The 17,991-nt window shown below is 38.4% G+C and carries 18 protein-coding genes; 13 read left to right on the plus strand and 5 right to left on the minus strand.

What is annotated here, in order from left to right; translation table 11 throughout:
• Nucleotides 1-18: 18 nt before the first annotated feature.
• The gene (locus ACYSNQ_RS03225; protein WP_426081362.1) at nt 19-1,035 is read right to left on the minus strand and encodes a serine hydrolase; all 1,017 of its coding nucleotides are present in this window, start codon (nt 1,033-1,035) and stop codon (nt 19-21) included.
• Nucleotides 1,036-1,254: 219 nt separating this feature from the next.
• Here ACYSNQ_RS03225 and ACYSNQ_RS03230 point away from each other — a divergent pair, with 219 nt between their 5' ends.
• The 3 genes from ACYSNQ_RS03230 to ACYSNQ_RS03240 all read left to right on the plus strand — a co-directional run bounded on the left by ACYSNQ_RS03230 (nt 1,255) and on the right by ACYSNQ_RS03240 (nt 3,760).
• Nucleotides 1,255-2,793, plus strand: a complete 1,539-nt coding sequence (locus ACYSNQ_RS03230; protein ID WP_426081363.1) for an ABC transporter permease — start codon at nt 1,255-1,257, stop codon at nt 2,791-2,793.
• Nucleotides 2,794-2,806: 13 nt separating this feature from the next.
• Nucleotides 2,807-3,463, plus strand: coding sequence for an ABC transporter ATP-binding protein (locus tag ACYSNQ_RS03235; RefSeq protein WP_426081364.1), 657 nt, complete (start codon nt 2,807-2,809; stop codon nt 3,461-3,463).
• Between the two features lie 126 nt (nt 3,464-3,589).
• Nucleotides 3,590-3,760: a hypothetical protein gene (locus ACYSNQ_RS03240; RefSeq protein ID WP_426081518.1), complete on the plus strand. Its 171-nt coding sequence runs from the start codon at nt 3,590-3,592 to the stop codon at nt 3,758-3,760.
• A gap of 147 nt (nt 3,761-3,907) precedes the next feature.
• Here ACYSNQ_RS03240 and ACYSNQ_RS03245 read toward each other — a convergent pair whose 3' ends face one another.
• The 3 genes from ACYSNQ_RS03245 to ACYSNQ_RS03255 are packed head-to-tail and all read right to left on the minus strand — an operon-like array spanning nt 3,908 to nt 7,296.
• Nucleotides 3,908-5,815 carry a fructose-1,6-bisphosphatase gene (locus ACYSNQ_RS03245; protein ID WP_426081365.1) on the minus strand — a complete coding sequence of 636 codons (1,908 nt, stop codon included), beginning with the start codon at nt 5,813-5,815 and terminating at the stop codon, nt 3,908-3,910.
• A 20-nt stretch (nt 5,816-5,835) separates the two neighbouring features.
• The gene (locus tag ACYSNQ_RS03250) at nt 5,836-6,645 is read right to left on the minus strand and encodes a pyruvate, water dikinase regulatory protein (protein WP_426081366.1); all 810 of its coding nucleotides are present in this window, start codon (nt 6,643-6,645) and stop codon (nt 5,836-5,838) included.
• A gap of 15 nt (nt 6,646-6,660) precedes the next feature.
• Nucleotides 6,661-7,296 (minus strand): helix-turn-helix transcriptional regulator, encoded by a 636-nt coding sequence (locus ACYSNQ_RS03255; RefSeq protein ID WP_426081367.1) that lies wholly within the window; start codon nt 7,294-7,296, stop codon nt 6,661-6,663.
• A gap of 167 nt (nt 7,297-7,463) precedes the next feature.
• Here ACYSNQ_RS03255 and ppdK point away from each other — a divergent pair, with 167 nt between their 5' ends.
• The 10 genes from ppdK (at nt 7,464) to ACYSNQ_RS03305 (ending at nt 17,387) form a co-directional block, all read left to right on the plus strand.
• Complete coding sequence (ppdK, locus tag ACYSNQ_RS03260) at nt 7,464-10,124, plus strand: pyruvate, phosphate dikinase (protein ID WP_426081368.1); 2,661 nt, start codon at nt 7,464-7,466, stop codon at nt 10,122-10,124.
• A 205-nt stretch (nt 10,125-10,329) separates the two neighbouring features.
• Nucleotides 10,330-10,731, plus strand: coding sequence for a transcriptional regulator Spx (gene spx / locus ACYSNQ_RS03265; RefSeq protein ID WP_426081369.1), 402 nt, complete (start codon nt 10,330-10,332; stop codon nt 10,729-10,731).
• Nucleotides 10,732-11,224: 493 nt separating this feature from the next.
• Nucleotides 11,225-12,529: a diaminopimelate decarboxylase gene (lysA, locus tag ACYSNQ_RS03270; protein WP_426081370.1), complete on the plus strand. Its 1,305-nt coding sequence runs from the start codon at nt 11,225-11,227 to the stop codon at nt 12,527-12,529.
• 154 nt (nt 12,530-12,683) lie between these two features.
• Nucleotides 12,684-12,836: a hypothetical protein gene (locus ACYSNQ_RS03275; protein ID WP_426081371.1), complete on the plus strand. Its 153-nt coding sequence runs from the start codon at nt 12,684-12,686 to the stop codon at nt 12,834-12,836.
• A 79-nt stretch (nt 12,837-12,915) separates the two neighbouring features.
• The gene (locus tag ACYSNQ_RS03280; protein ID WP_426081372.1) at nt 12,916-13,224 is read left to right on the plus strand and encodes a DUF3784 domain-containing protein; all 309 of its coding nucleotides are present in this window, start codon (nt 12,916-12,918) and stop codon (nt 13,222-13,224) included.
• Nucleotides 13,225-13,295: 71 nt separating this feature from the next.
• Entirely contained in the window at nt 13,296-13,805 is a 510-nt protein-coding gene (locus ACYSNQ_RS03285) for a DUF2262 domain-containing protein (protein WP_426081373.1), read from the plus strand.
• A gap of 420 nt (nt 13,806-14,225) precedes the next feature.
• Nucleotides 14,226-14,840 (plus strand): class I SAM-dependent methyltransferase, encoded by a 615-nt coding sequence (locus ACYSNQ_RS03290; RefSeq protein WP_426081519.1) that lies wholly within the window; start codon nt 14,226-14,228, stop codon nt 14,838-14,840.
• A 15-nt stretch (nt 14,841-14,855) separates the two neighbouring features.
• Nucleotides 14,856-15,332 carry a hypothetical protein gene (locus ACYSNQ_RS03295; protein ID WP_426081374.1) on the plus strand — a complete coding sequence of 159 codons (477 nt, stop codon included), beginning with the start codon at nt 14,856-14,858 and terminating at the stop codon, nt 15,330-15,332.
• A gap of 260 nt (nt 15,333-15,592) precedes the next feature.
• On the plus strand, nt 15,593-16,771 hold the full coding sequence (locus tag ACYSNQ_RS03300; RefSeq protein ID WP_426081375.1) for an MFS transporter: 1,179 nt from the start codon (nt 15,593-15,595) through the stop codon (nt 16,769-16,771).
• Nucleotides 16,764-17,387: a FadR/GntR family transcriptional regulator gene (locus ACYSNQ_RS03305; RefSeq protein WP_426081376.1), complete on the plus strand. Its 624-nt coding sequence runs from the start codon at nt 16,764-16,766 to the stop codon at nt 17,385-17,387. The genes ACYSNQ_RS03300 and ACYSNQ_RS03305 overlap by 8 nt, the downstream gene beginning before the upstream one ends.
• Nucleotides 17,388-17,436: 49 nt before the next feature.
• Here the strand turns inward: ACYSNQ_RS03305 and ACYSNQ_RS03310 are convergent, their stop codons facing one another.
• Nucleotides 17,437-17,775 (minus strand): metal-sulfur cluster assembly factor, encoded by a 339-nt coding sequence (locus tag ACYSNQ_RS03310; protein WP_426081377.1) that lies wholly within the window; start codon nt 17,773-17,775, stop codon nt 17,437-17,439.
• Between the last annotated feature and the right edge of the window lie 216 nt (nt 17,776-17,991).

Below are 17,991 nucleotides of genomic sequence, written 5' to 3' on the forward strand. Positions count from 1 at the left end.
TAAAACCGGTGCGTGATTTCACGCGCCGGTTTTATCAATTAATTGTTGAGGAGTTGCCTGTGTAGCTGGATATTGTTCTGATTGCATTTTCCAAAGTTGATCGGTAAGCGCTGAAATTGCTTCTGAGCCATCTTTGCCGTTTGTAAAAATAGACAGAACGAAAGGATGAGAGGTCTCAAGAATACCTATATCATGAATAAAGCTGTCATAGGATCCTATCTTGTGAGCTACTTTGCCTTTAGTAAGAGATGTCTCCATGCGCTCATGGAAAACAGTATTTTTCATATAATCATAAATTTTTTGATATTCTTTATTGTCTGCTTTTTCCCGATAAAGCTTCAAAAGGATTTTTGCGCCATCCTGAGAAGTAAATTGAGTATCTTCAACATTCGCCTCACGTTGGAAGAAGTATCGGTAAAGCTGGCGTTTAGCCTGTTTATCACCGCCAAAAAGACCATAAAGCATATTTTTAGCGATATTATCTGAATAGGTAATGTTGTATTCCTGTAAAGTTTGAAGGGAATAGGAAGGCTGGATATCGTTCAACAATTTACCAGTACCTTCTTCGTAGTCGTTTTCTTCGGAATAGACCACTTGATCATCCCATTGGAAAACGCCTTCGCTTACCCGGTCAGCGACCATCATTGCCAAAGGGACTTTGATAGTGCTTGCCGTATAAAATTCTTTTTTTCCATTAACTGACAGCTGTTTTCCAGTAGTCGTGTCAACATAGGTGACAGCCAGTTCTCCGTTGAAATCCGCCGCTGCTTTATCAATCATCGTCTGAATCTGTTCGAAATAAGTATCCAGCTGTTCAGTCTCAATTAGTTCAATTGTTTCCTGAGCAGAATCCTTTTCCAGTTCAACGAGGGGAGACTCTAGACCTGTTTTAATAGCTAATTCAGGTTCAGGGGTTTCAGCTGTTTGTTGTTCTACAGCATAATTGACTGTATTCGTAGAAAAAAAGAACGTAACAATTAAAAACAGACAAATAAAGAAAATCATTCCATAGAGGGTCATTTTCTTCTTTTCCAAAATATAGTTATCCTCTCTAAAATAATTTGAGACAGTTCCATTTAATCATTTTTATGTTTCTTTTGCAAGACGAATATGGAGTTCATTGAAGAGAAAGGTTAAATGAGCAGTATCAATAAAATTATCCAAAGGCTGCCTAGTCTTTTTAAGTTCTATTTAAGTTGACTGGGCTAAAGTAATGATTGTTCCGATATGATTATTTGGCTAGGAGGCTATTATATGGATTTTATAAGACGGGCATTACTAAGTATGAAAGCGAAGAAAGGGAGAACCCTGTTGTTGAGTGCGGTGTTCTCAGCAATTTTAATATTTGTCTTGGCAGGATTAACAATCCGCAGCGCTGCCTTGACAGCTACTGAGAATGCAAAGAAAAGCGTAGGAGCTACAGTTACTTTGACAACGAATCGTGAAAATGGAATGAAACGCTCTGAAACAGAGGAAGGCGAAGAAAAGCCGGATCCTGGAAGCTTCAGTGTAACACCAGTCAATCTGGAAGATGCTGAAAAAATAACAGCGTTGGATAATGTTAAAACCTATTCGTTTATTTCTTCTTCTTCAGCAGGTGCCGGAGATGGAATTACACCTATTTCAACAGAAGATGAAACAGAGGAGACAGATACAGCTAGTTCTTCCAGTTCTGATACGGCACAAGCAGGAATGATGGGTGGCGGACCAGGTGGAGCAGGAATGATGGGCGGCGGTGAAAATGGCGGCGCTCAGATGATGCAAAGCGATTTTCAAGTTACAGGAGTAAAAGATCTTTCCATGTATTCCAGCTTTTCAGAAGGCAGTGCAGTAATTGTCGATGGTCAAGCGGTTACTAGTGAAGACGAAGGAACAAATAACGTAGTAATTGAGCAGACGTTAGCTGATGCGAATGAATTAAGTGTAGGGGATACTTTCACAATCACTAGTCCGGAGGATGAAGAAACAACATACGAAGTGACGGTTAAAGGAATTTATGAAACCACTGAAAGCAGCAGTAGCATGGGCATGATGTTCAATTTCCTAAATCCAGCTAATACGATTTATGGTTCATATACGTTTGCAAATGCCTTAAAAGGAGACGACTCAGAAGGAACAATCGATTCAGCTGTTTACACGTTAACTGATCCGGAAAAAATGGACCAATTTGTTGAGGCATCAGAAGCACTGATTGATACAGATACATTCAGTATTCAAACAAATGACCTAATGTACCAGCAGATGCTTCAGCCTTTGAACAATGTAGCTAGCTTTGCTAAGAATATTGTGATTCTCGTAGCGGTTGCAGGTGTTATTATCCTAACCTTGATTGTGATGATGACTATTCGTGAAAGACGGTATGAAATTGGTGTGCTTTTGTCTATGGGAGAAGCAAGAGTGAAAGTAATTCTCCAATTCTTTTCAGAGATTATTGTCTGTATGCTTGTTGCTTTGGCTATTGCATCCTTCAGCGGAAATGTTGTCGGCAATGTGGTTGGCGAGCAGCTGATTCAGCAACAAACAGAAAGCAGCCAGACGACAGCAAACAATGGAATGACAGAAGGCGGTTCCGGCGGACAGCAAGGGAATAGAGGAAGAGGCCCTGGAAACTTCGCAAGTATGGGTGCGAGCTCTCAGGAAGCAGCAGCTGAAATTGAAAATATGGATATCAAAGTGACTGCTGACCAGATTGCAATGCTGGCAGGATTAGGTATATTAATCAGCTTTGGTTCAATCTTGCTCTCATCCATAGGAATCATTCGTCTGCAGCCTAGAAAAATTTTAACAACATAGGAGGAAATCAAATATGCTTGAAACAAAAAATGTTGGCTACTGGTATAAGCAAGAAGAAGACTATCTATACAAAGATGTAGATTTGGAATTTCATAAAGGAAATATGTATGCCATATTAGGGGCTAGCGGTTCAGGTAAAACGACTTTTCTATCCTTAATTTCCGGGTTAGATGTGCCTAAAGCCGGAACCATTCAATATAATGGCGAGTCTTTAAAAAATATTGGTTTAAGAAATTACCGAAAAAATGATGTCTCAATTATTTTTCAGGCATATAATCTACTTCCTTACATGTCAGCGCTTGACAATGTACTGACAGCAATGGCCATTTCAGGCTTAAAAAAGCTGGATAAAAAAGCATATGCTTTGGAGCAGCTGCAAGTAGTAGGAATTGATGAAGCTTTAGCCAAAAAAAGTGTGACACAGCTTTCCGGCGGGCAGCAGCAGCGTGTGGCAATCGTTAGAGCTCTTTGTTGTAACCATGAATTAATTGTCGCTGATGAACCAACTGGGAATTTAGATGAAAAGACCTCTGAAGATATTGTGAAACTGTTTCAAAAAGTGGCTCATGAAGAGCATAAATGTATCATCATTGTGACACATGAACAGGACGTGGCGAATGCATGTGATACAGTTTATGAGCTGAAGAACCGTCAATTTACAAAAATATAGCAAACACAGGAGCTGATGCAGTTGTCAGCTCCTTTTTGCTCTGTAATATTGTGTTAGTGGAAATTCAAAATCGTAAAGAAAAAAACACCAGCACTTATTTAAGCGTTCAAATGCCAACAAGGAATCATTAATACTTTTCAATATTCTTTCTCCAATGGTTTGACAGACAGAATAATAAATGAAAGCAAGGGAATCAAGCATGCTGCCTATGGTTTGCGCAATTTTTATCCTTTTCGTTCACGTATTTATAGGATTCAAGGACTTATTTTTTCGCAGTATAAAAAGAACTTGAAATAAAATCAAAGAATCTATACCAATCCTCAAAAGTTAGATTTTCAGGTCCAACTTTTAGGGGTCGCTGCAAATCTCTGTCTTTTCGTTTCAAGCTCTATGATTTCATTCAGTTTTTGTTCTATCAAAATTGTTCGGCGTAGAAGTCTTTAATTATTCTTGTTTTTGAATTAGGGTAGTATCTGCCATTTTTGACAGGTATTGCTGTAGCTGATAGGCTTCCAATTTTAATCGAGCACCGATAGACGTATCTAATACTTTAATACGGTTGTTTCTTCGATCGATAATTTGTCTACTAGATACGATGTCGTCATTATTGGCAATAGCAGAGTTTTTCTCTGTAAAAGGCTTATGTGCTGCTAAATGCATGCCGTAGGAATTGTAGATTAGTGTATAGCCGCCAATCCCTGTGACTTTTTGATAAGATTTTGAGAAACCGCCATCTATTACCAGCATTTTTCCTTCAGCTTTAATTGGTGTTTCACCTTTCTTAAGCTTAATCGGCGTATGACCGTTTATAATGCAGCCTATTACCGGATTGATGTCAAATTCTTCCAGCAGCTTCATACAGGTTTCTTTTTGTTCCCGTAAATAATAGTAGGCATTTTTTTCTTCAACGTGCAGTTCACTTTCACTACAGAAGTAGCGTTCAAAAGTTTTCATCGCTTTCTTGCCAAAAAGAGAGGAGCCTTCGCCGCACCATAAGTACCAAATAATATCTGTAAGTTCTTCTACCTGCCTGAAGCGATTCGTAAAAGCCGCAGTGATAGCGTGATCAAAATAATCTAATAATTTTTTTCCGGAATAAGACTGCCCTTTGAAGCTGACCTTTTGAAAACTGCCATCAGTATTTAACGGAATACAGCCGTGAATCAGGAGGTTCTGGTTATAAACATGATAAAGAGAGCCCTTTTTCATCAGAAAGGACATATGCTTAGCCAGCCGCTCAGAGTGCTGAAATTGTGACATAAGCTCTGAAATCAATGCATCCTCTTCTTCAGAGAGAGAGAAGGGAGAATGGGGATCGACTGTTTGAAAGCAGCTGTTAACCAAGGAATAGGCTGTACTATCCAAAATAAGAGAATTTCCATCAATTTTATCCAAAAGCAAGCGGTCAGTCATAGCAAAATCCGGCCGCCGCAGAATAATTTGACCTTCTAGTTTTTGCTGAATAATTGTTATGGCTTGCTGAATCAACATGCTGTCGATTTTCTCTTCTTCAGTCAAATGCCGGTAAGGATTTTTTTTTGGTTGAAACTGCAGATTATCTTTATAGTATTTGCGGCTGAATTTCCGAAGTCCAGTCAAATTGATGCCATATGATTCTTCAAGCAAATCCAGATTGCCGTAACGGGCACAGATTCTTAGCACATTTGCCAAGCAGGCTTTAGACCCGCAAAATGCACCTAGCCAAATAATGTCGTGATTACCGAATTGAATATCAACAGAATGGTAAGCTATCAGCTTATCCATGATTTTATCTGGTTCTGGACCACGATCATAGATGTCACCGATAACATGAAGATGATCGATAACCAGACGCTGAATGAGATAACATAAAGAAGTAATAAACACCTCCGCTTCGCGCAGAGAAATTATTTTGTCGATAATTTGTTCATAATAGTCTTGTTTATCGGCATTCTGATCATAGGGATAAATAAGTTCCTCCAGGATATAGGCATAGTTTTTCGGCAATGCTTTTCTGACCTTGGAACGTGTATATTTACAAGAACAAAAACGGACAAGGTCCAGCAGCTGCTGAATGGTTCTTTTTGAAAAATCAAAGGTCAGAAGCTGTTTTTGCTTTAGGCGGATTAGCTTTTCTTCTGGATAATAGATTAAAAAGCATAAGGAAGCGATTTCGTCATCTGAAAGCTCTTTGGCAAAAATCATTCTCACCTTTTCTTTGATACTACCGGAGCCATTACGCAAAATATGATCGAATGCTTCAAATTCTCCATGAAGGTCGCTTACGAAATGCTCCGTTCCCTTGGGCAGGTTTAAAATGGCTTCTAAATTAACAATTTCTGCTATAAGTTCATCTCTTGATTGTTCAGTCAAATCGCTTCCTCCTCAAAAACTTACGCTTCGTTGACACTTTCAATAATCGAAGCAGTTTCTTCGATTGATTTTTTCTCCACATTAATGACTAAGGATCCATATTTTTCAAATACATCATTTGCATAAGCCAGCTCTGCTTTAATTCTGTCGCAGTCAGTATATGCTGAATCCTCTTTCAAACCAAGAGAATGAAGACGTGACTTCCGTATTTCTCTAAGGCTGTCCATCGATGTTGTTAAACCAATAATTTTACTTGGGTCAATCTGATTCAGTTCTTCTGGAAGGGGAACTTCCGGAATAAGAGGAAGGTTAGCAACTTTATGGTTTTTATTAGCCATATACATACTTAGAGGTGTTTTCGACGTTCTTGAAACCCCTAGAAGGACATAGTCAGCATCCAGAAAACCACGCGGGTCTTTGCCGTCATCATAACGGACCGCAAACTCAATAGCAGCTACCCGGTTGAAATACTGCTCGTTAAGCTTGTGAAGAGCACCAGGCTCCTGCAAGGGAGCGATGCCAAAAGTTGATTCGATAATTTCACTAAGAGGGCTCATGTAGTCAACGTACAGTAAACCTGTCCGTCTGGCAAAGCTTCGAACCAGCTCAACTAATTCTTTGTTAACTAGAGTAGTAACAACAACTGCTTTGTCATGCAAAGCATCTTTTAAAATAGGCTGCAGCAGCTCTGCATCAGTGATAAAAGAAAAACGCTGAATATCGCTCATATCAATATCAGGGTATTGAGCGGAGACGGCTGAGATAATTTTCTGTGCTGTTTCACCTACTGAGTCTGAGATTAAATAGATTTTCACATTGCTTTTTTTCATGATTTTTTAACACTCCTAATAGTTTTCATTTTCGATATCTTTTCCTGCCAGAATAAAGTATTCCATTAATTTTGTTTTTGTCAGCTTTCCGATGACCTTTAGAGGTTCTGTTTCAGACACTACCGGCAGGGTATCCACACTGTGCAGTAGAATCAGATCTCCAGCATCTAAAATCGTGTGCTCCCCAGTGACTGTAATGATATTCGGCATTCGAGTCATGATAACAGCCACCGGTGTTTTTTCAGTATGGGGATTGCTGATAGCCGCTCTAAGCAAATCCTTTCGTGATAAAACCCCAATCAACTCTTCTTGTTCATTTTTTACATAGAGCGAGCCCACATCATACATGAACAAGTTGGTTACTGCATCATAAATAGTTGTTGATTGAGAGATTAGCAGTGGGGGAATCATAATATCTTTGACCTTGCTCTTATACAATTTTTCATATAGAAGCGGCTCGACTTTCTGGCCTGTGTAAAAATAACCAACCTTTGGCCGTGCATCAAGTAGACCAGTCATGGTTAAAATAGAGAGGTCGCTGCGTAATGTAGCCCGGCTAAACCCTAAAGCTTTAGCTATTTCTTCGCCGCTGATAGGCTGATTTTCCTTGACGATTTTAATGATTTCCAGTTGTCTGGAAGTTAATTTCATTCCTTCAAACCACCTTTTTAATGTGACATACTATTAATTATATATATGGTCACATATAAAAGCAAGTTAAAATATAATGTGTAAAAATAGAGGTTGACACTAAATGTGATACACTATATAATTCGAATTAATTCAAATATGACATACTAATTATCGGAGGAAAAAGAATGACGTATATCTATGATTTTTCAGAAGGTGCAAAAGAATGGTCGGATTTGTTAGGCGGCAAAGGAGCAAATCTGGCTGAAATGACAGCTCTTCATTTACCTGTACCAAATGGGTTTACCATAACAACAGAAGCTTGTAAGGACTATTTAAAAGAGAGCAGCGGATTAAATGAAAAATTAATCAATGAGATTAGACAGCACATTCAATCACTGGAGCAACAGACCATGAAAGTACTGGGAGATGCAGAGGATCCCTTGCTCATTTCTGTTCGAAGCGGCTCAAAGTTTTCTATGCCGGGGATGATGGATACAATTTTGAATCTTGGTTTAAATGATGAAACGGTAGTTGGGCTGGCTGAAAAAACAGGAAACAGCCGGTTCGCCTATGATTGTTATCGTCGTCTTTTGCAAATGTTCGGAGATGTGGTCTGGGGAATTGACAAGAATAAGTTTGAAGATCAGCTTAGTTTTTATAAAAGTCAAAAGGGCTATACGATTGATACAGAAATGACGGCTGAAGACTGGCAGTATCTAGTTGATGTCTACAAAGGAATTTATATGGAAACCCTTCACAAACATTTTCCTCAAAATCCGATGGAGCAGCTGTTCCACTCTGTCGAAGCTGTGTTTCGCTCGTGGAATAATAAGAGAGCGAAAACCTATAGGCGGCTTCATGATATTTCTGATGATTTGGGAACAGCAGTAAATATCCAGGAAATGGTTTTTGGAAATTCTGGTTTGGACAGTGGAACGGGTGTTGCTTTTACTAGAAATCCTTCAACTGGTGAAAAAGGTATTTTCGGTGAATTTCTTATAAATGCTCAGGGAGAAGATGTTGTAGCCGGTATTAGGACACCGCAGCCAATTGCTGCTTTGAAAAAGTCTATGCCGGAGATTTACGCAGAATTTTGTGAGATAAGTGAGCAGCTGGAGCAACATTATCAGGATATGCAGGACATTGAATTTACCATAGAAAATAAAAAGTTATATATTCTTCAAACCAGAAATGGTAAGCGAACAGCAAAGGCTTCTTTTAAAATCTGTATAAATTTAGTTGAAGAAGGAGTTATTTCTAAAGAAGCAGGACTACAGCGAATTACGCCAACTATGATTACTCAATTGCTTCACCCAGTCTTTGAAGAAGAGGCGCTAAAGGCTGCTGTACCCTTTGTCAAAGGACTGCCGGCAAGCCCGGGAGCAGCTAGTGGTCAGGTTTACTTCACTGCTGAAGCGGCAAAAGCGGCCAGTGACAGAGGGGAAAAAGTGATTTTAGTTCGACAGGAAACTTCTCCAGAAGATATTGAAGGAATGGTTGTCAGTGAAGGGATTGTTACTTCAAGAGGTGGAATGACCTCCCATGCCGCAGTTGTCGCCAGAGGGATGGGGGTTTGCTGTGTAGCAGGCTGTGAAGAGCTGCAGGTAGATGAATTTTTAGAACAGGCGAGCTGTGGTGACGTGACCTTTGGGACAGGAGATGTTATTTCAGTGGATGGAACATCCGGTTTGCTGTATCAGGGGAGTATCCCTAAGAAAGAAGGAGAGGAGCAGGAGCTATTAAATAAAGTGCTGGATTGGGCACAAGAGCTTAGTACACTAGAAGTTTATGGGAATGCGGAAACGCCCGAAGACATTCAGACTGCCCTTAAGCTTGGGGCAAAAGGAATTGGGCTTGCCAGAACAGAGCATATGTTCTTTGGTGAAGAGCGAATCAGTGAAGTTCGTAAAATGATACTTGCAGTGGATCAGAAAGGACTCCGTAAACCGTTGGAACAGTTGAAAAAGTATCAGAAAAATGATTTTAAAGAAATTTTTCAATTGATGGAGGAACGTCCATGTACCGTACGACTGCTTGATCCGCCGCTGCATGAATTTTTGCCAAAAGCAGAACGGGAAATAGAGGATCTTGCGATAGCGACCAATCGAACCCCAGCCCAGATTCGCAAGCGCATATCAGAATTAGCGGAACAAAATCCTATGTTAGGGCATAGGGGCTGTCGGCTTGCAGTGAGTATTCCTCAAATTTATCAAATGCAGACTGCTGCAATTATCGAAGCGGCTATTGAAGTCAGTCAGTCGAGCGGTTTCTCTGTGGTGCCGGAAATCATGATTCCTTTAGTTAGTACGGATAAAGAAATGAGCTTACTACGAAAACAACTGGAAGAAACAATCGAAGTGATTTTTGAGCTTTATGGTCATCGGATTTCTTATAAGATTGGAACGATGATTGAGACACCGCGGGCTTGTCTGACAGCGGCAGAGATTAGTCAAAGTTCTGACTTTTTCAGCTTTGGTACTAACGATTTGACGCAGCTGACTTATGGCTTTTCTCGGGATGACTCCGCGAAATTTCTTAATGAGTATCTTAATTTGAAGCTTTTACCAAGTGACCCATTCCAGCATTTGGATGAAAAAGGAGTTGGTCAGTTAATTCAGCAGGCGGTTGATGGTATTACAGCAAGTAAAGGAGCTGCACAGATAGGTGTTTGTGGTGAAGCTGGAGGAGATCCGCAGTCTATTCGTTTCCTGAGAAAGCTGCCAATTTCATATGTTTCTTGTTCACCATTCAGAATACCGGCAGCCATTCTAACCATTGCTCAGGAAGAAATAAAGGAACAGGCTGGAAAGCTTAAAATTTTGAATAAATTGATAAAAGAAGTGTAAATCAGAATCTGTAATATTAAGCAATTAATCCTCTATTGTTGTCAAAAAAATCAATTTTCAAAATAAAATTTTATTTAATAATCAATCTAAACAAAAAAATTGATTAAATATTTCGCATAATGACGTGAAAAGCAAAATATTTGCAAAAAATAAATTTAAATAATAGAATTTAATAGTAAAAACATATATATGAGGAGAGATAGTTATGATTACAGTGTACACTTCCCCAAGCTGCACATCTTGTCGTAAAGCAAAGAAATGGTTGGAAGACCATGATATTCCCTATGTGGAAAAAAACTTTTTCAAAGTACCATTAACAAGAGATGAGCTTTTAAACATGTTGCGGTACACAGAGACCGGAACTAGTGAACTTATTTCACAACGGTCAATGGTTTATCAAAAGCTTTCAGTAAATTTGGACGAACTGAGCATCAGCGAGTTGCTGGATTTGATTCAGGAAAATACCAGCTTACTCCGCCGACCAATCATCATTGATGATTATAGAATGCAAGTTGGTTTTAACGAAGATGAAATTCGAGTATTTTTACCTAGAGAAGTTAGAAAACAGGAACTCACACACGCCTTGCTTCTGACTGGTGTTTTTTAAAATTTTATTATTTTGATATAAATATTTTGAATGTAAAGCTGTTCAACGTTGAATTTTCAAGGTTGGACAGCTTTTTTGTCAATAAAGTGATGGATTAAAGATTACTATAAGGAATCGGAAAACTTAGAATTTGTCTGAAATCAGAGTGAAGTCAGCTTTGTCTCTATGAGACTAATGGTTCTCGAGAAATGAAGGACTTTTGAAACACTGTTAATTTAGTTTTAAAAAGTGTACCCATATAAGAATCACAATGCCCATTTTATCTTAGCTCACTGCCAAAATTTCTGGGAAATGTGCTTCTTCTATAGCTTTCGGACAGGTCTTGGATAGTCATATGAGCAGCAATGGATTTGAGTGGTATCTACAAGAAGAGAAAATAATAAAAGCAGAAAGTAGGCTAGAAAAACCAGCTTAAAAAAAAATGAAAAATAAATAGGAAGTTTATCATTTTTGTGCTATTATCGGTAATAACTAAAATGAAGAAGGTGAAGAAATGTCGCTATTATTTGGCACAGCAGAGTTTAACGAAAATCAACATTTAGTCATTGGCGGATGTGACACAACTGAGTTAGCCGAAACATACGGGACACCATTATTTATCTATGATGTTGCTCATATCAGAGAGAAAGCCAGAGGCTTTAAGAAGACACTTGATGAATTGGGAATAAAAAATAAGGTTATTTATGCAAGTAAGGCGTTTGCCTGTCTGGCAATGTATAAGCTGCTGGAAGAAGAAAATCTTGGATGCGATGTAGTATCCGGCGGTGAATTATATACAGCCGTTAAAGGCGGCATGTCTCCTGAAAATATAGAGTTTCATGGAAATAATAAATTGAAAGAAGAATTGGAATTTGCGTTGGACAGCAAGGTGGGTACTATCATTGTTGATAATTTTTATGAACTGGAACTGCTGAAGGAACTAACCGCTGCAAAAGGAGTCCAGCAGGCAGTGATGCTGCGGATTACACCAGGTGTGAACGCAGAGACACATGACTACATTTTGACAGGGCAGGTTGATTCTAAATTCGGGTTTGATGTCAACAGTGGACAGGCCGAACAAGCTATGCAGCGTGCATTAGAGATAGACGGTTTACTAGTGAAAGGCATTCATTGTCATATTGGCTCACAAATTTTTTCTTCTGACGGCTTTTTAGTGGCCGTGGAAAAGATGCTGACAATTCTACATGAGTGGAAAGAAGCTTTTGGCTATACTGCTGAGATTTTGAACATGGGCGGCGGTTTTGGTATTCAGTATACTGAAGCGGATGAACCGCTTAAACCTGAGCAGTTTGTAAAAGCAATCGTAGAAAGCGTTAAAGGACAGTGTGCACGGCTTGACTATCCATTACCTGAACTGTGGCTGGAACCAGGACGGAGTCTGGCGGCAGAAGCGGGCACTACGTTGTATAAGGTTGGTGCTCAAAAAGTAATCCCAGATGTTCGTCATTACGTCGCAGTGGACGGCGGGATGGGGGATAATATTCGTCCTGCTCTTTATGAAGCTGAATATACCGGGATGTTGGCAAACCGAGTCAGCAGAGAAACGACAAGTAAAGTAGCTGTCGTTGGGAAATATTGTGAATCGGGAGATGTCCTAATAAAGGAAATTGATTTACCAGAAGTAGTCGCTGGGGATTTATTTGCTATGACCAGTACAGGTGCGTATGGTTACTCAATGGCCAGTAACTATAATCGTAATCCTAGACCAGCGGTTGTTTTTGTTGAAAACGGTGAAGCAAAATTAGTCATCCGCAGAGAAACCTATGAAGATTTGATTTCTTTGGATTGTGAAGACTAAGTGGATTTTAAAGGAACTTCTTAACAGTAGGGCAAGGAAAGCGAGCTGTGTATTTGATGATTAGGGATGTAGCATTGTCAGTTTGATAAATGTGACAGCCCTTTTCCTGTAGTCTTGAAAATTAAAAGTATTTTTTATGATTTGGAGGTTGAGGATGAGTCAAAAAGAGAAATCTGAAAATGGACTTGCGCTAGGTTTGTCATTTGGACTGTTATTTGGATTGTTGCTGAATCAGCTGGCCTTAGGACTTTGCTTGGGCTTGGCAATTGGTGCTGCTTATGATGAACTTCAGAAAAAGAAAAAATAAATCTTTTAAATAATCAATCCTGATGGTCAATGAAGTTAGTAGAAATAAGTAAGTAAAAAATAAATCAGAAGGTGAAGAAATGCAATTTAGTGATGAAATAATCCAGTATTTGTTGTTGATTACTACGATTGTAATCAGTATTCAACTTATTCGTGGGAAATGGCTGATGCTTATTGCCGGCTACAATACAATGGAACCGGAAAAGCGAAAAGAGACTAATGGTCCAGCTTTAGGAAAAGCAGTCGGAACTTTTTTATTATATATCGATTTAGTTTTAATATTGTCGATTTTATTTCCAGCAACGAGTGACTATTCATTTGTGTTGATACTGATTCCGCTGGCATTTCTGCTTATCTTTGTAAATACTTCTCCCAGATTTAAAAACTGATTGTAGGATTTTTTTGGAAATAATAAGAAAAAAGTAAGTTATCCAAGAAGAAAGAAAATAGGAGATTAAAAATGATTGCTTCAATTAATGATTGGCAGGCAGAAAAGCAGCTGGTAAATTATTATACCTTTCAAGCTAATTTGTGGGGAAAAGATGCATATATTAATGTTTCTCTTAAAAAGGCTAAAGAAGACCTGAATGTTCAAGAAAAGGCTCAATTGATTAAGCTTTTAACTAAGGAAATTCAGTGGATTGAGAAGAGTAAAACAGAGTTTTGCGGTTTAATGCTTGAAGAAGGAATTCTAGCTCTTGCAGAGGACTGGACCTGTGCTGCAGAAGAGGTAGAAGGAAAAGCAGGTTGTTATAAAATCGATGGACAAGAGGTGCAGCTGCCAATAACTAAACAGGTTTTTGAAGAGAGCTTGTATTTTAATGGGGTAAGTTTCGAAATGAGTGAGGATTTAACTAAGTATGATTTGACGCTATATATCGAATGTAGTCCTGATTATTTTGCAGGTCATGCGATAGAGGTCTGGAGCAATCAGGAGCATTGTGTGACTGTTGGCAGTCTAGTCGGTTAAGTAGTATGAGAGAAACTAGTTTTATATAAAATCTTAATTTTTTATAGAATTAAGTTGTATTATTGGAATTCCCTGTATGCTGACGATAAAATAAAGGTATAGAAAATTTCGGAGGGATGACAATGAACAAGAGTAAAGGTCAGAAAATTGATAAGATTCAACTATTGAAGGCAGTAATTACGATCGTATCAGGAATTCTTCTTCTGAAAGCTGTTTTCAAAAAACGAGAAGCTTAAGGTTTTTATTAGGACTAAAGTTCTTGGATCGAAAAAAGAATGCAAATATCAATTTTGAAGCATCAGACGAGGAATGGGTCTGATGCTTTTTCGTTTGAAAGAAAGGAACAAATAGTCATTGGCAAACATTTATGATATGGTTATTTTAAGAAATTAAAAAAGGAGAGGTGGAAACTTGAAACTGGTGTTGACGATTATTTTTTGTATGTTTATCTTGGTATTTCTCTATAGATATTTACTTGCTCAGTCAAAAAATCCTTCCGGATTTATCGGCAAAAGAATGATGCGGATCTGGAACGGAACGTATATACCAATGGTTAAATGGGCTGTCAAACATGGGATTAACGAACAGCCCAAAAGAATACTTGATGTTGGGATGGGAAATGGAGCATCCAGTAAATTACTGAAAAACTATTATCCAGCCGCTGATATAACGGGGATAGACATTTCTGAAACAGCTGTTCGTCTGGCAAATGAAAAAGTAGAAAAAGGACTTTGTTTTAAACAGGAATCAATTGAACGGACGACATTTAATGAGCAGACCTTTGATTTGATTACCGCTTTTCAAACACATTTTCATTGGGAAAATCTGGACACGGCTTTTATAGAAATCGCTCGGATTCTCACGCCAGAAGGGACAGTGTTACTCTCCTGTGAAGAATCAAAGCAGCGCTATTTTCTAAAAGAATTAGGTGTATCAGCTCATTTTAAAGAATATTTAAGCACAAAGGGTTTTACCGTAAAAAAGCAGATGACAAAGAACGGCTGGTTGTTATTTATAATAGAAAAAAATTGTTAAAAGGAGAAAATAAACATGGGAATATTTGATAAATTAAAAGGATATATTGATCAGACAAAGAGGAATGGAGAATTAGCTAGAGAAAGAGAGTTTAATCAAATCTATGATAACTCAGAGCTTTTTCAGGAAGGACCATTTGAAATTGATTATATAGGTGCTATGTTGATGACAGGAGATAAGAGACCTCTAGTAAGCATTGAAATGGAATGGTTAAACACGAGCAAGGAGCCCTGTAAACTAAGTGAGTATCTGTTATCTATTTCGGCTGTTCAAGCTGGAGAAGAACTGAAAGCTACCGGCTTTATCTTTGACGAGGAAGGGTTAGTATTTGAAACACCTCTTGATGCAGGTACCAGAGATGGCGATGCTTTAATCAATTTCGAATTGGTTAATTTATCTGATTCTGTAGAGGTAGTTATTTGCTTCGCAGATGGCAAGAAGCAGTTTACGGTTATTTTTCCAGAACACTTAAAAAGCGATTTACTTGTCTAATACAGATGGTGGGTAAGAAATACTGGCTGAGGTGAGTGCTACATAGTTGGATGACGCTTCTCTGACAGCTGTTACTTTCCTTAGACAATTGTTCTTAGAATGCATTTACTGACCGTGTGGATAAGGATTGCAGAATTGGAAGTTATTTTCCTCTAACAAAAGCTGAAAATCAGTGATATTTTATAAAAATACTGGGTAATATAATGTAGAAATGATATGATGTATTAAAATACATCAGACCTTTATGTAGGAGGAAATAAATGAATAAACAAATAAAGTACATTCTTTTGATTTTTCTAGTATCATTTAATCTACGATTGGGGATTGCCAGTGTTCCGCCGATTCTGGCTCAAATCAAGAATTCACTGGAATTAACAAATTTAGAGGCGAGTTTGCTTACAAGTATTCCAGTTGTTTGTATGGGTGTACTGGCCTTTTTTGTAAGTAGTATTCAACAAAAGTTGGGTAGAAAATATGGCGTTTTTATCTTCTTAATTCTATTGGGTTTTAGTATTAGCGGGAGGGCTTTTGCGGCTAATTACTATCTGCTTATTTTGACCGCCTTTTTAATTGGTTTTGCTATTGCCATAATAGGTCCTTTGTTATCAGGATTTATTAAGGAAGAATTTCCCAATAAATCAGGTCTGCTTATTGGGTTCTATTCTTTAGGAATGGGTCTTGGGGCGGTTTGTGCATCCAGCTTTATGATACTGATAACCAATTTTTTTGACGGAAGCTGGCAGTATTCGCTAGCGGTATGGGGAATCTTTGCGGTGATTACCGCCTTACTTTGGTTATTTTTTGTTCCGACACAGCAGGAACACAGCTTGAAGGAGAAAGAACAATCCGAGACGGTTCGCACGCATTTAAAAAATCCCAAACTGTGGCAAATGATTCTTTTCTTTGGCATTCAATCAGGTATCTTTTACAGCATTACCACTTGGATTCCAGACTTCTTGCTCCACAAAGGATTAACACCAACTGCTTCAGCACTACAGCTGACTCTTTTCACTGCTGTTCAAATGACGTTTAGTTTCATCATTCCAACGATGATGGATCGATTCGGACGTCTCGGACAATGGCTGACAGGCTGTTGCCTATTCATGTTCGGAGCGGTTTTATTGTTCCTGTTTTGTAATGGAGAATTTTTTATGACGATTGGTACTATCTTAACGGCTATAAGCCTAGGCGGGCTATTTCCAATAGCGATGCTGCTGCCGCTTCAGTCTAGTAGTAATGCAGTTGAAGCGAGTATTTGGACAAGTTTAGTGCAGGCGTTTGGGTATATCATCGGCGGTATTATTCCCTCAATTATCGGGTTACTAGTGGATCAATCCGGCAGCTATTCCTTTTTGTTCTGGTTTGTTGCTGCTGGAACAATCCTACTGCTGCTGACTGGTCTGAAGGATGGAAAGCAAAGGGTAACTGCTCATGAATAGTAGAGGACTGGTTAACCAAACAATCACTGCTCTTATCAACTATATAGAAGAAAATCAGCTAACTGCTGGGCAAAAGCTTCCTAAAGAAACTGATTTAGCAAAAGAGCTTGAAATTGGTCGTTCTACATTGAGAGAAGCAGTTAAAATATTGTCATTCTCAAATGTTTTAGATGTTCGACAGGGAGCTGGAACCTTTATAAATAATGAGCCATTTAGTCAAAGTCCTTCAGTAGAGCAGCTCTTGACGGCTCGCGAAATGCTTGAAAAACAGGCAGTTGAACAGCTTGCGAAACAAGAATGTGATGTGGCAGAGCTGATTCAGTTGAAAGAAGCATTGTTCGAAAGAAATCGTCTGCTTCAGGAGGGACAGTTTTCTGACTATATAACAAGCGATTTAAATTTTCATATGAAGATAGTTTCACTTTCAAAAAATCCATTTCTTATTAAATGGTACAATGAGCTGTTGCCCGATTTAAAATTATTTTTGAGTAGTCAGATGTTGAAACTTAAGGACTATCAGGATAATACCATTCTGCATAATGAATTATACGAAGCGATTGTTGATGGAAATTACGACAAAGCTGCATTGCTGATTAGTAAAAATAATCATTCGTGATATAAAAAAGCATGCATCAGCAGAAAAAGCTGATACGTGCTTTAAATTTTTAGCGAATCCCTAATGCAATCCGAGCGTAGCGTGACATCTTATCTGTTGTCCAAGCTGGATACCATACAAGTTTCACTTCTACATTGTTAACTTCTGGAATATCAGCCACTGCTTGATGAATCTGCTCTGTTAGAATATCTGCAAGAGGACAGCCCATAGTGGTTAAAGTCATTTTGATGATGGTGTCGCCGTTTTCTTCAAATTCTATTTCATAAATCAAACCTAAATTTACGATATCAATACCTAATTCAGGGTCAATAACTGTTTCAAGAGCAGTCAAAATCTCTTCTTTAATCTCTTCGATTTCTTCAGCAGACCGTTTCTGTTCTTCGCTCATTGTCTCTCGACTCCTTTATCATTAACTATCGTTTATAATACCTTCTTTTTTCTGTTTTGTAAATGAGAATCTCTTTCAATAAAGAAGCAGTAGCGCCTGTCCACCAGATGTAAAGAGTCTTTCAATTTGACTGATTTATACTGGCACAATCAGAAAAAAAGAAATTCTTGAGAAAAAAAGATTGACAAAATCTTAAGAAATTTGTAAACTATTGAG

It is taken from the genome of Enterococcus sp. LJL51 (assembly GCF_054871795.1).